Annotated in this window: 13 protein-coding genes; 10 read left to right on the forward strand and 3 right to left on the reverse strand. The window is 60.8% G+C overall.

Features of this window, described 5'->3' with window-relative positions; translation table 11 throughout:
• Positions 1-60: 60 nt before the first annotated feature.
• From JFT63_RS21865 to dhaL, 7 genes are all read left to right on the forward strand, one after another.
• Positions 61-1,548 carry a sugar ABC transporter ATP-binding protein gene (locus JFT63_RS21865; RefSeq protein ID WP_186560090.1) on the forward strand — a complete coding sequence of 496 codons (1,488 nt, stop codon included), beginning with the start codon at positions 61-63 and terminating at the stop codon, positions 1,546-1,548.
• Positions 1,545-2,522 carry an ABC transporter permease gene (locus tag JFT63_RS21870; RefSeq protein ID WP_057703576.1) on the forward strand — a complete coding sequence of 326 codons (978 nt, stop codon included), beginning with the start codon at positions 1,545-1,547 and terminating at the stop codon, positions 2,520-2,522. The genes JFT63_RS21865 and JFT63_RS21870 overlap by 4 nt, the downstream gene beginning before the upstream one ends.
• A 34-nt stretch (positions 2,523-2,556) precedes the next feature.
• Positions 2,557-3,564 (forward strand): substrate-binding domain-containing protein, encoded by a 1,008-nt coding sequence (locus JFT63_RS21875; protein WP_057703577.1) that lies wholly within the window; start codon positions 2,557-2,559, stop codon positions 3,562-3,564.
• 153 nt (positions 3,565-3,717) lie between these two features.
• Positions 3,718-4,473, forward strand: a complete 756-nt coding sequence (locus JFT63_RS21880) for a GolD/DthD family dehydrogenase (RefSeq protein WP_198844741.1) — start codon at positions 3,718-3,720, stop codon at positions 4,471-4,473.
• 27 nt (positions 4,474-4,500) lie between these two features.
• Positions 4,501-5,616, forward strand: coding sequence for an MDR/zinc-dependent alcohol dehydrogenase-like family protein (locus JFT63_RS21885; protein ID WP_032876099.1), 1,116 nt, complete (start codon positions 4,501-4,503; stop codon positions 5,614-5,616).
• A 157-nt stretch (positions 5,617-5,773) separates the two neighbouring features.
• Positions 5,774-6,775: a dihydroxyacetone kinase subunit DhaK gene (locus JFT63_RS21890; protein ID WP_198844742.1), complete on the forward strand. Its 1,002-nt coding sequence runs from the start codon at positions 5,774-5,776 to the stop codon at positions 6,773-6,775.
• Between the two features lie 3 nt (positions 6,776-6,778).
• Positions 6,779-7,423 carry a dihydroxyacetone kinase subunit DhaL gene (gene dhaL / locus JFT63_RS21895; RefSeq protein WP_057703580.1) on the forward strand — a complete coding sequence of 215 codons (645 nt, stop codon included), beginning with the start codon at positions 6,779-6,781 and terminating at the stop codon, positions 7,421-7,423.
• 158 nt (positions 7,424-7,581) lie between these two features.
• Here dhaL and sohB read toward each other — a convergent pair whose 3' ends face one another.
• Positions 7,582-8,607, reverse strand: a complete 1,026-nt coding sequence (sohB, locus tag JFT63_RS21900) for a protease SohB (RefSeq protein WP_057703581.1) — start codon at positions 8,605-8,607, stop codon at positions 7,582-7,584.
• 193 nt (positions 8,608-8,800) lie between these two features.
• Here sohB and JFT63_RS21905 point away from each other — a divergent pair, with 193 nt between their 5' ends.
• Together JFT63_RS21905 and JFT63_RS21910 are read left to right on the forward strand one after the other, a co-directional pair.
• Positions 8,801-9,511, forward strand: coding sequence for a histidine phosphatase family protein (locus tag JFT63_RS21905; RefSeq protein ID WP_198844743.1), 711 nt, complete (start codon positions 8,801-8,803; stop codon positions 9,509-9,511).
• Positions 9,512-9,566: 55 nt separating this feature from the next.
• A complete protein-coding gene (locus JFT63_RS21910; RefSeq protein WP_057703583.1) occupies positions 9,567-9,881 on the forward strand; it encodes an SCP2 sterol-binding domain-containing protein in 315 nt (104 codons plus the stop codon).
• Between the two features lie 70 nt (positions 9,882-9,951).
• Here JFT63_RS21910 and JFT63_RS21915 read toward each other — a convergent pair whose 3' ends face one another.
• On the reverse strand, positions 9,952-10,539 hold the full coding sequence (locus JFT63_RS21915; protein WP_198844744.1) for an NUDIX domain-containing protein: 588 nt from the start codon (positions 10,537-10,539) through the stop codon (positions 9,952-9,954).
• Between the two features lie 205 nt (positions 10,540-10,744).
• Between JFT63_RS21915 and JFT63_RS21920 the strand changes: the two genes are divergently transcribed.
• A complete protein-coding gene (locus tag JFT63_RS21920; RefSeq protein ID WP_057703585.1) occupies positions 10,745-11,671 on the forward strand; it encodes an alpha/beta hydrolase in 927 nt (308 codons plus the stop codon).
• 191 nt (positions 11,672-11,862) lie between these two features.
• On the opposite strand, the gene JFT63_RS21925 is transcribed toward JFT63_RS21920, so the two are convergent.
• Positions 11,863-13,023, reverse strand: a complete 1,161-nt coding sequence (locus JFT63_RS21925; RefSeq protein WP_057703586.1) for an alpha-hydroxy acid oxidase — start codon at positions 13,021-13,023, stop codon at positions 11,863-11,865.
• Positions 13,024-13,106 lie beyond the last annotated feature (83 nt).

The following is a 13,106-nucleotide window of genomic DNA, read 5'->3' on the forward strand; positions in this document are numbered from 1 at the left end:
TGCTCACAGCGAAACATGACTGTGCGACCTAATAAGAATTCACAGCACGAGGACACGCCGATGGCCACGCCATTACTGCTCCAGGCTGAACATGTCGCCAAGGCTTATGCCGGGGTGCCGGCTTTGCGTGACGGGCGCCTTTCCTTGCGCGGCGGCAGCGTCCACGCCCTGTGCGGCGGCAATGGCGCCGGCAAGTCGACCTTCCTGAGCATCCTGATGGGCATCACCCAACGTGACGCCGGCAGCATTCTGCTCAACGGTACGCCGGTGCAGTTCAACCGCCCCAGTGAAGCCCTGGCGGCCGGGATCGCGATGATCACCCAAGAGCTCGAACCCATCCCCTACATGACCGTCGCCGAGAACATCTGGCTGGGCCGCGAACCGCGCCGCGCCGGTTGCATCGTCGACAGCAAGGCCCTGAACCGCCGCACCCGCGAGCTGCTCGAAAGCCTGGAGTTCGAGGTCGACGCCACCAGCCCCATGCACCGCTTGAGCGTGGCGCAGATTCAACTGGTGGAAATCGCCAAGGCGTTCAGCCATGACTGCCAGGTGATGATCATGGACGAGCCGACCTCAGCCATCGGCGAGCGCGAAGCAGAAACCCTGTTCAAGGCCATACGCCGCCTTACGGCACGGGGCGCCGGCATCGTGTACGTGTCCCATCGCTTGAGCGAACTGGCGCAAATCGCCGATGACTACAGCATCTTCCGCGATGGCGCCTTCGTGGAAAGCGGGCGCATGGCCGATATCGACCGTGACCATCTGGTGCGCGGCATTGTCGGCCAGGAGCTGACGCGCATTGACCACAAGGTTGGCCGCGAATGTGCCGCCGACACCTGCCTGCAAGTCGACAACCTGAGCCGCAACGGCGAGTTCCACGACATCAGCCTGCAATTGCGCCGCGGGGAGATCCTCGGCATTTATGGGCTGATGGGCTCGGGGCGCAGTGAGTTTCTCAACTGCATCTACGGCCTGACCGTGGCCGATTCCGGCAGCGTCACCCTGCAAGGCAAACCCATGCCTGTCGGGCTGCCCAAGGCCACCATCCACGCCGGCATGTCACTGGTCACCGAAGACCGCAAGGACAGTGGCCTGGTGCTGACCGGCAGCATCCTGTCGAACATTGCGCTGTCGGCCTACAAGCGCCTGTCGAGCTGGTCGCTGATCAATGCACGCAAAGAAACCCAACTGGCCGAAGACATGGTCAAGCGCCTGCAGATCAAAACCAGCTCCCTGGACCTGCCGGTGGCGTCCATGAGCGGCGGCAACCAACAAAAAGTCGTGCTCGCCAAATGCCTGTCCACCGAGCCGGTGTGCCTGCTCTGCGATGAGCCCACCCGCGGTATCGACGAAGGCGCCAAGCAGGAGATCTACCACCTGCTCGACCAGTTCGTGCGGGCCGGTGGCGCCGCCATCGTGGTGTCGTCCGAAGCCCCGGAACTGCTGCACCTGAGCGATCGCATCGCCGTATTCAAGGGCGGACGACTGGTAACCATCAGCACCGACACCGCCCTTTCCCAGGAAGCCTTGTTGAGTCTTGCCTCATGAATGCCAAAACCCTTGCCGCCCCTGTCACCACCCCGCCACGCAATCGCTTGCGCCTGTCCCTGGACCGCTTCGGCCTGCCGCTGGTGTTTATTGTGCTGTGCGTGGTGATGGCGTTTTCCAGCGAATACTTCATGACCTGGCGCAACTGGATGGACATCCTGCGCCAGACCTCCATCAACGGCATCCTCGCCGTGGGCATGACGTATGTGATTCTGACCAAGGGCATCGACTTGTCGGTGGGTTCGATCCTGGCCTTTGCCGGTTTGTGCAGCGCGATGGTCGCCACCCAGGGCTATGGCCTGTTGGCGGCAGTCAGCGCCGGAATGTTTGCCGGGGCGATGCTCGGCGTGGTCAACGGCTTTATGGTCGCCAACCTGTCGATCCCGCCGTTCGTGGCCACCCTGGGTATGCTCAGCATCGCGCGCGGCATGACCTTTATCCTCAATGACGGCAGCCCGATCACCGACCTGCCCGACGCCTACCTGGCGCTGGGTATCGGCAAGGTCGGCCCGGTTGGCGTGCCGATCATCATCTTCGCCGTGGTCGCGCTGATCTTCTGGATGGTGCTGCGCTACACCACCTACGGCCGCTATGTGTACGCCGTGGGCGGCAATGAAAAAAGCGCACGCACCTCCGGCATCGGCGTGCGCAAGGTGATGTTTTCGGTGTACGTGGTGTCGGGCCTGCTCGCCGGATTGGCCGGCGTGGTGTTGTCGGCACGGACCACCTCTGCCCTGCCCCAGGCCGGGGTTTCCTATGAGCTGGACGCGATTGCCGCGGTGGTGATCGGCGGCACCAGCCTGTCGGGCGGTACCGGCAGCATTGTCGGCACCTTGTTCGGGGCGCTGCTGATCGGCGTGATCAACAACGGCCTGAACCTGCTCGGCGTGTCCTCCTATTACCAGCAGGTCGCCAAGGGCCTGATCATCGTGTTCGCAGTACTGATCGACGTGTGGCGCAAGAAAAAACGCTGAAGAACGACCGATAACAATAACTGGAGTTCGACTTATGAAACTGGGTACTACCCTGGCCGCCGCGGCGGCCCTCTCCCTGCTCGCCAGCAGTATCGCCATGGCGGCCGACGGCAAGACCTACAAGATCGGCGCCGCCGTCTACGGCCTCAAGGGCCAGTTCATGCAGAACTGGGTGCGCGAGCTCAAGGAACATCCGGCGGTCAAGGATGGCACCGTGCAGTTAACCGTATTCGACGGCAACTACGACGCTCTGACCCAGAACAACCAGATCGAAAACATGGTGACCCAACACTACGACGCGATTCTGTTTGTACCGATCGATACCAAGGCCGGTGTCGGCACTGTCAAGGCGGCCATGAGCAACGACGTGGTGGTCATCGCCTCCAATACGAAAGTAGCCGATGCCAGCGTGCCGTATGTGGGGAACGACGACGTCGAAGGCGGCCGCCTGCAGGCTCAGGCCATGGTCGACAAGCTCAACGGCAAGGGCAACGTGGTGATCATCCAGGGCCCGATTGGCCAGTCGGCGCAGATCGACCGGGAAAAAGGCGAGCTGGAAGTGCTGGGTAAACACCCCGACATCAAGATCATCGAGAAGAAAACCGCCAACTGGGACCGCGCCCAGGCCATGACCCTCACCGAAGACTGGCTCAACGCCCACCCCAAGGGCATCAACGGCGTGATCGCCCAGAACGATGATATGGCCCTGGGTGCCGTGCAGGCTCTGAAGTCCCACGGACTGACCTCCAAAGAGGTGCCCGTGACCTCCATCGACGGGATGCCGGATGCGATCCAGGCGGCGAAAAAAGACGAAGTCACCACCTTCCTCCAGGACGCCCAGGCCCAATCCCAGGGCGCACTGGACGTGGCCCTGCGCGCCCTGGCCGGCGAGGACTACAAGCCGCAATCGGTGATCTGGGAGCGCTACGCCAAGGACGTGAAATGGGCTGACGGCACGGCCAGGAACTACATCCTGCCGTGGGTGCCGGTGACCAATGCCAATGCGGACGCGCTGTACAAGCAAGTCAGCGGCGGCAAGTAGTCAGTGGCTTGAAACACAGTCAACTGTGGGAGCTGGCTTGCCTGCGATGCGGGCACCTCGGTGCATCAGGTAGACCGGGTCGATGCAATCGCAGGCAAGCCAGCTCCCACATTGGACCGCGTTCTACCTTTTGATCTGTAACGGGAGTTACTCATGTCTGGTTTCTGGAACCAAGCCTTCGACCTCAGCGGCCGTTGCGCGGTGATCACCGGTGGCGCCGCCGGCATCGGCCTGGCCTGCGCCACTTTGCTGGCGGAACGCGGCGCAAGGGTGGCGCTGCTTGACCGTGACCCGGCCGTGGTCGAGGTGGCCGCCAGCCTGGGTGCCGGGCACCTGGGCATTGCCGTCGACCTCGGGAAGATCGACCAGATACAACCGACCGTCGACAAGGTTTTCGCACACTTCCAACGCCTGGATTACCTGATCAACAGCGCAGGCGTCGTGCTGCTGGACAAGGCCGTCGACGTCAGCGAAAGCGCCTGGGACACCACCCTGGACATCAACCTCAAGGCCAGTTTTTTCATGGCGCAGGCCTGCGCCAGGCACATGATCGCCCAGGGCAGCGGGCGCATCGTCAACCTGGCGTCCCAGGCTGCCGTGATTGGCCTGGACCGTCACGTCGCCTACTGCGCCAGCAAGGCGGCGATTGTCGGCATGACCAAGGTATTGGCCATGGAATGGGCGCCGCAGATCAACGTCAACGCCATCTCCCCCACCATTGTCGAAACCGCCCTGGGCAAAAAAGCCTGGGCCGGTGAAGTGGGTGAACGGGCCAAATTGCAGATCCCGGCGGGGCGCTTTGCCCAACCGGAAGAAATCGCCGGGCTGGCGTTGTACCTGCTCAGTGATGCCGCGCAGATGATCACCGGCGCCAACATGGTGATCGATGGCGGCTACAGCATTCAGTAATTCATCTTTATGTCGTGAGGTCTTGTCATGTCCACCGTCACCGAACGCACACCCGAACAGCTCGCCCCGAGCATCCCCAAAACCATGCAGGCCGTGGTCTGCCATGGGCCGGAAGACTACCGCCTGGAAACCGTTGACGTACCCACCCCAGGCCCCGACGAGATTCTGACCAAGGTCGAGCTGTGCGGCATTTGCATGGGCGATATCAAGACCTATCGCGGCGCACCATCGTTCTGGGGCGACGCCGAGCAACCGCGTTACGTGAAGCCGCCGATGATCCCGGGGCATGAGTTCGTTTGCCGTGTGGTCGCCCTCGGCCCGGGTGCGGAAAAGCGCGGCGTGGCGGTCGGCGACCGGGTGATTTCCGAACAGATCGTACCGTGCTGGGGTTGCCGCTTCTGCAACCATGGCCAGTACTGGATGTGCCAGAAGCACGACCTGTATGGCTTCCAGAACAATGTGCAGGGCGCCATGGCTCAGTACATGATCTTTACCAAGGAAGGCATCATTCACAAAGTGCCGGAATCCATCGCCCCCGACGAAGCGATCCTGATCGAGCCATTGGCCTGCTCGCTGCACGCAGCGGAGCGCGCCAACGTCGACCATGACGACATCGTGGTGGTCGCCGGCGCCGGCACCCTGGGCCTGGGCATCATCGGCGCGGTGCGCTTGCGCAACCCGAAAAAGCTTATTGTGCTGGACATGAAACCCGAACGCGCCGCCCTCGCCCTGCGCATGGGCGCCGACGAAGTCTGGAACCCCGCCGAGGTCGATGTGCTGGCGAAAATCCGCGAGATTACCGACGGCTACGGCTGCGACATCTATATCGAAGCCACCGGGCATCACAAGGCGGTGAACCAGGGGTTGGCGATGCTGCGCAAGCTGGGGCGCTTCGTCGAGTTCAGCGTATTCAATGACGAGGCCACGGTGGATTGGTCGATCATCGGCGACCGCAAGGAACTGGATATTCTCGGCTCGCACCTGGGGCCGTATATGTACCCCAGGGCCATCGACTTTATCGGCAACCGCAAGATCGACATGCGCGATGTGGTGACCCACAAGTTTGCGCTGGCGGACTTCAAGGAGGCGTTTGCAGTGATGGAACGCGGCGATAAATCGCTGAAGGTTGTGCTCGAACCCTGATTGCAGCGACAACACACAACCCTGTGGGAGCTGGCTTGCCTGCGATGACGGTGCACCAGATAAAAATGCGCCAACTGACACACCGCCATCGCAGGCAAGCCAGCTCCCACAGGGGAATAGTGCCGCCCCTTACAACAAGAACACAGGAACCCGCGTTATGAATCGAGTCATCAACGATCCCGACCAAGTGGTCGAAGACATGCTGCGCGGCATCCTGGTCGCGCACCCTGAACTGCGTCAGTACGAAACCAACACACGGGTCATCGTCAAGGCTCGGCCCTCCGGCCAGGGCCGGGTCGGCATCGTCACCGGGGGCGGCTCCGGGCATGAACCGGCGTTCCTCGGGTACGTCGGCCCGGGCCTGGTGGATGCCGTCGCCGTCGGTGAGATTTTTTCCTCACCCACTGCCAAGAGTTTTTTCGACGCCTTCCGCGCCGCCGACCATGGCGCAGGCGTCGCCTGCCTGTATGGCAACTACGCGGGCGACAATATGAACGTCAAGCTGGCGATGAAGATGGCCGCCAGCAAAGATATGCGCATCCGCACGGTGGTCGCCAACGACGACGTGGCGTCCGCGCCCAAGGCCGATATCGCCAAGCGTCGCGGCGTGGCCGGGGAAATCTTCATGTGGAAGATCGGCGGTGCCGCCGCCGCCCAGCATTACGATTTGGACGGGGTCATACGTGTCGCGCAGAAAACCGTCGATCAGTGCCGCTCAATCGGCATCGGCCTTACGCCCTGCACCATCGCCGCCGTGGGCAAGCCGAACTTCCAGATCCCCGACGGCCAAATGGAATTGGGCATCGGCCATCATGGCGAGCCGGGCATCGAAGTCATCCCGATTGAACCGGCCGCCGCCATGGCCGAGCGGATGCTGGCGCCAATCCTGGCCGACCGCGATTTCAGCCAGGACGACAGTGTAGTGGTGCTGGTCTCGGGCCTTGGCGCTACACCCGTCATGGAGCTGTATATTTTCTATGCCGAGGTGGAAAAACAACTCAAGGCCAAGGGCTTGAAAATTCACCGTTGCTACGTCGGCAACTACTTCACCTCCCTGGAAATGATGGGCGTGACCCTGACCCTGCTCGGCCTCGATGCCGAACTCAAAACCCTGATCGACCAACCCTGCCGTTCCATCGGCATGACACAGGCGGAGTGAACCATGAGCCAGCACTTTTCCACCCATGACGGCAGCGCCATCGTCGCCGACCTGGTCAGCGTGATCGTGGCCAACCGTGAATACCTCAGCGAAGTCGACGGCGCCATTGGCGATGGTGACCACGGCATCAACATGGCCAAGGGTTTCGCCCATTGTGGTCGTACCATCGAAGGGCGCCAATTGACCCTGGCCGAGGCGCTGGACGAATTGACCCTGAGCCTGATGGAAGGCATCGGCGGCTCCATGGGGCCGTTATATGGCAGCCTGTTTATCGGCATGGCCGATCAAGTGCGCAGCAGCGAGAAGATTGACGCCGCCACCTTCGCCCAGCTGCTGCGCGGGGGCTTGACCTCGTTGCAGGACATCACCGAAGCCGGTGTGGGCGACAAGTGCTTGATGGATACGTTGATTCCGGCGGTGGAGGCGTTTGAACGGGCTCATGGGTCTGGGGCTTCGTTCAACGATGCACTCGATGCGATGAAAAGCGCCGCTTCTCAAGGGCGGGATTCGACCAAGGACCTGGTGGCCAAGATTGGCCGGGCCAGTCGTTTGGGTGAGCGTTCACTCGGGGTGCTGGATGCCGGAGCGGTGTCGTGCTGCCTGATCCTTACGCAGTTGGCGGACTCTATTCAGCCTCGCCTGGTCTGATCTTGCCCAGGGCCCTGTAGGAGCGAGCTTGCTCGCGAAAAACTCACAAACGCCACGTTTATTCAGGAAACACGCGTTATCGTTGACATTTTTCGCGAGCAAGCTCGCTCCTACAGAAGGTGCTTCACACCTGGTTCACCCGTGTTTTCAGTGGCGGCTTACCAGAACCGCTGCTGGGTCAACCGGCTCCACCAGGTCAACAGCACCCGGTCCACCGAACCACTGGCCGCCAGGCCCACGCGCTCTTGCAGGCTCTTACGCTCGGCATAGTGCAAGTGGAACACTTCGGCGGTCTTGGCCTTGGTGGCCAGGTATTCGTCGCTGGTTTGCAGCTCATCGACCAGCTGTTTGTCGAGGGCGGCAACACCCAGCCACACTTCACCGGTCGCCACCTCGTCAATCGCCAGCTGTGGGCGGTAGCGCGAGACGAAGTTCTTGAACAACTGGTGGGTGATATCCAGATCTTCCTGGAATTTCTCCCGGCCTTTCTCGGTATTTTCGCCAAACACCGTAAGGGTGCGCTTGTATTCACCGGCGGTCAGCACTTCGAAGTCGATGTCGTGCTTTTTCAGCAGGCGGTTGACGTTGGGCAACTGCGCCACCACGCCAATGGAGCCGAGTATGGCGAAGGGTGCACTGATAATCTTCTCGCCGATGCACGCCATCATGTAGCCACCGCTGGCCGCCACTTTGTCGATGCACACGGTCAACGGCACGCCGGCCTGGCGAATACGCGCCAGTTGCGACGAAGCGAGGCCATAGCTGTGCACCATGCCGCCGCCGCTTTCCAGGCGCAGCACCACTTCATCCTTGGGGGTGGCCAGGCTCAGCAGTGCAGTGATTTCGTGGCGCAGGCTTTCGGTGGCCGACGCCTTGATGTCGCCATTGAAATCCAGCACAAACACCCGTGGTTTGACCTCGGGCTTCTTCTTGTCTTTCTTCTTTTCGGCTTTGCTTTCAGACTTGCGCAGCGCCTTGAGCTGGTCCTTGTCGAGCAGGCTCGACTCCAGGCGCTCGCGCAGGCCCTTGTAGAAATCGTTCAGCTTGCTGACCTGTAATTGGCCGGCGGCTTTACGACGACCCTTGCTGCGCAGCGCTGCGAAGCTGATCAATACCACCAGAATAGCGACCACCAGGGTGACGGTCTTCGCCAAAAAGCTCGCGTATTCGGCCAAAAAATCCATATGTCTCCTTAAGAATGCACTGCGCCAGGCGCGGATGGCCCCAGCATACCGACGCCACTGCGTTGGAGCCAGTGATCAAACCGCCAGCAGGTGGGCTCCAACGGGCTTTTAAAACAAGCGTATGTTTTTTCATTGACAGCTCGCAGGCATCCTCATAACCTCGCCAGACTTTCAACGTACCGGGAAAACGGACGTGGGCAGCATCTATCTGATTCGACATGGCCAAGCCTCCTTCGGTGCAGACGACTATGACGTCCTGTCGCCCGTCGGTGTGGAACAGGCGCAAGTGCTCGGTCGCCATCTGGCAGACCTGGGCCTCGTGTTCGATCGCTGCATTGCCGGCGACCTGCGTCGCCAGCAGCACACCGCTACCGCTACGTTCGATCAATACAGCGCCCTGGGCCTGCCGGTGCCGATGCTGGAAACCGACAGCGCCTTTAATGAATTCGACGGCGAAGCCATCATTCGCGGCCTGCTGCCTGATTTACTCGGCAGCGAGCCCGATGCCATGCATATCCTGCGCAATGGCCCGCAGAACCGCAGCGAGTTCCAGCGCATCTTCGCTCTGATCATCGAGCGCTGGCTGGCCGGCACCTATGACCCACCGGGGCTGGAAAGTTGGCTGGGGTTTGTCGAGCGGGTCCAGGGTGGCCTGCAGCGCATCCTTGACGCCGCCCGGAGCGCCGACAAAATCGCAGTGTTCACGTCCGGCGGCACCATCACCGCCCTGCTTCACCTGATTACCCGAATGCCTGCCGCGCAGGCGTTTGAAATGAACTGGCAAATTGTAAACACCTCGCTCAACCAGCTGAAATTCCGCGGTCGCGAGGTGGCACTGGCTTCCTTCAACAGTCATGCCCACCTGCAACTGTTGAAGGCGCCGCAGCTCATCACTTTCCGATGAGCTGCGGCCAACCGTGACCCCAAGGTCACTGGACTCACCATAAAGGATCGAAACCATGACTGACGTAGCCAAAGCTGTAGAAGCAATGAAAGCCAAATTCAACCCAGGCGCTGCCGAAGGCCTGGACCTGGTGTTCGGTTTCCGTATCGACGACACCAAGAATTTTTCGCTGGTGGTCAAGGACAAGACCTGCGAACTCAAAGAAGGTGAAAACCCTGACGCTCAGGTCACCCTGGTGATGGACAGCGAGACTCTGGAAGGCATCGTCGACGGTTCCACCGACGGCATGCAAGCATTCATGGGCGGCAAATTGCGCACCGAAGGCGACATGATGCTGGCGATGAAATTAAGCGAACTGTTCCCTTCCTGATTCGGGGTAACTGCGCTCAAACTATCCCGCCTTCACAGGCGGGATTTTTTTGCCTGTACGTTCGGCCCGGTCACCAACCGTCTCTCAACATCCGCAGCTCCAAATGCTGCAATAACATAATGGTTTTGCCATCCACGATGTCGCCGCTCTGCACCATCGCCAGTGCCTGCTCGAACCCCAGCTCCAATACCTCGATGTCCTCGCCTTCTTCTTCCAGCCCGCCGCCCGCCCCTACACGATCCCCCGGCTGATACTCGCCGATAAAAAAGTGAATTCGCTCGGTTACCGAGCCCGGGCTCATGAACGCCGCGTAGATTTTTTCCACGTGGCCCACGCGGTAGCCGGTCTCTTCTTCGGCTTCCAGGCGTATGCGCTCTTCGGGGCTGGCGTTGTCGAGCAAGCCGGCCGCCGCTTCGATCAGGTAGCCGGAGTAATCGTTGACGAACGTCGGCATACGGAACTGGCGAATCAGCAGCACCGTGCGGTGCTCGCGGTTGTACAAGAGGATCGTTGCGCCGTTGCCCCGGTCGTAGACCTCACGCGTCTGGGCTTGCCAGCTGCCGTCGCGACGGCGCAGGTCGAAGCTGTATTTCTTCAACAGGTACCAGTTGTCCGAAAGGGTTTCTTCGGCGGTGATGCGCACGGGGCTGCTGTTCATGGATGGGCCTATGCAGGTGGAGCAGAGAGCGGTTTTACCTGCGCAAACTACAGGGTTTGCTCTGCTGTGAAGCTGCCCACCCTAGCAACTCACACCCGTGTTGTTCAATGCTGTAACACTTTCACCTTTCACGATCGTCGTATTAATACCTGCGCTCGCGAGCCTTCTGGTAAAACCCGTGCTTCGCCTTTGTCCTGGAGCCTTCATGCTATCCCGTTTTATCACCCGCCTGGGCCTGCGCTGGCTGCCCTTGCTGTGCATGGCCGCGTTGGTCATCGGCCTGCCGGTCGGCTGCGCTGTGCTGCAACACAAGGAACGCGAACTGGTGTTTCGCATCGAACCGGGGACGGCCAGCTGGTACACCGGCCTGCCCAAGGCCGTGCAGGAGTTCGAACTCAAGCCCGCCAGTTTCAAGTCGGGGCAGAACATTCATGGCTGGTGGTACCCGGCCGCGAACAAAGACGCACCGGCCATCCTCTACCTGCACGGGGTGCGCTGGAACCTCACGGGCCAGCTGTTTCGCATCGAGCAATTGCACGCACTGGGCTTCTCGGTGCTGGCCATCGACTATCGCGGCTTTGGCCAAAGCCAGGGCGACTTGCCATCCGAGACCACGGTCAACGAAGACGCACGCATCGCCTGGGAACGCTTCCAGATCCTGCAGCCAGACCCGGGCAAGCGTCTGATCTATGGGCACTCACTGGGAGGTGCAGTCGCTATCGATCTCGCCGCTGAGCTGGGCAAGCAAGTGCCACTGCCGGTACGCGGGCTGGTGATCGAATCCACGTTCACCTCTTTGGCGGATGTGGCCACGGCCGTTGCCAACACCTCGTTGCCGGTGCGCTGGCTGCTGTCGCAGAAGTTCGACTCCATCGACAAGATTGCCGACATCCACATGCCCTTGCTGGTGGTCCACGGCCTCGATGACCGCTATGTTCCACCGCGCTTCAGCCAGCAATTATTTGAAGCCGCCCAGCAACCCAAGCATTTGTTATTGGTGCCCGGTGCCAGCCATAACAACAGCATGAGCCTGGCCGGTCGCAGCTATGGCAAGGCGCTGGAAAACCTCATGCGCACGAAGATGCCCGCCCGCGTAGTGACACACTCCACAGGGCGCGACAACGCGTCATAAACATACATTTCGGCACTGGGTTCGCGCTTGGCTGTCAAGCGCAAACCCTGCCCATGCTGGCCCGAAACTGAAGTTGATCAAATAATGATCTTCGCTCAAATCGCCAACGCTGCCGGGCCTTCGCAAAGTTATCCACAGAGATACCCACGGTTTTCGTGGACAACTCTTTTTATATTTTTACGTTTTTTTGCTCAGGCAGCACTTTCAGGAAAGGTGCCAGGCAGCAAAATTTCGCGATTCACATCGCGTATATCGTTATAGCCACACAACGCCATCGACACGTCCAACTCACGGGCGATGATATCGAGCGCCTTGGTCACACCCGCCTCGCCCATCGCCCCCAGGCCATACAAGTGCGGGCGACCGATCATGGTGCCCCTGGCGCCCAGCGCCATGGCCTTGAGCACGTCCTGGCCGGAACGAATGCCGCCGTCGAGCCACACTTCAATGCGGTTGCCCACGGCTTCAACAATGGCCGGCAACTGGCTGATACTCGACGGCGCGCCATCGAGTTGCCGACCACCGTGGTTGCTCACCACTAACGCATCCGCGCCGGAGTCGGCCGCCAGCCGCGCATCCTCCACATCGAGGATGCCCTTGATGATCAACTTGCCGCCCCAGCACTTCTTGATCCACTCCACATCGTCCCAACTCAGGCGCGGGTCAAATTGCTGGGCCGTCCAGGATGACAGCGAACTCATATCGGCCACGCCCTTCACGTGCCCGACGATATTGCCGAAGCCACGCCGCTGGGTGCCGAGCATACCCATGACCCAGCGCGGCTTGGTCATCATGTTGAGGAGATTGGGCAGGGTCAGTTTGGGCGGCGCCGACAAGCCATTGATCAAGTCTTTGTGGCGTTGCCCCAGGATCTGTAGGTCCAGTGTCAGCACCAGCGCATCCACCCCGGCAGCCTTGGCGCGTTCGATCAGTTGCTCGATAAACCCACGGTCGCGCATCACATAAAGCTGGAACCAAAAGGGCTGACCGACATGCTCGGCAATGTCTTCCAGCGAGCAAATACTCATGGTCGACAAGGTGTAGCGCAGGCCGAACGCCGCCGCAGCGCGGGCGGTCAGGATTTCGCCATCGGCATGTTGCATACCGGCCAGGCCGGTAGGTGCCAGGGCCACGGGCATGGCCATGTCCTGGCCAATCATGCTGGCGCGGATCGAACGCTCATCGATATTGCGCGCCACGCGCTGGCGGAACTTGATGCGCGCAAAATCGCTTTCATTGGCGCGGTAGGTGCTCTCAGTCCAGGAGCCGGAATCGGCGTAGTCGTAGAACATCCGGGGCACACGCTTTTGCGCCAGCTTGCGTAAGTCTTCGATGGTTGTGATCAACGACATCGGGTCACCTCTCCCTGAACTGAACACAGAGAGTAACCGGCCATCGCCCAGGCAACCAGCCGTTGCGTTTATCGCAGCCGGTG

Origin of the sequence: Pseudomonas sp. MF7453, assembly GCF_016405455.1 — a bacterium.
Lineage (GTDB): Bacteria > Pseudomonadota > Gammaproteobacteria > Pseudomonadales > Pseudomonadaceae > Aquipseudomonas > Aquipseudomonas paralactis.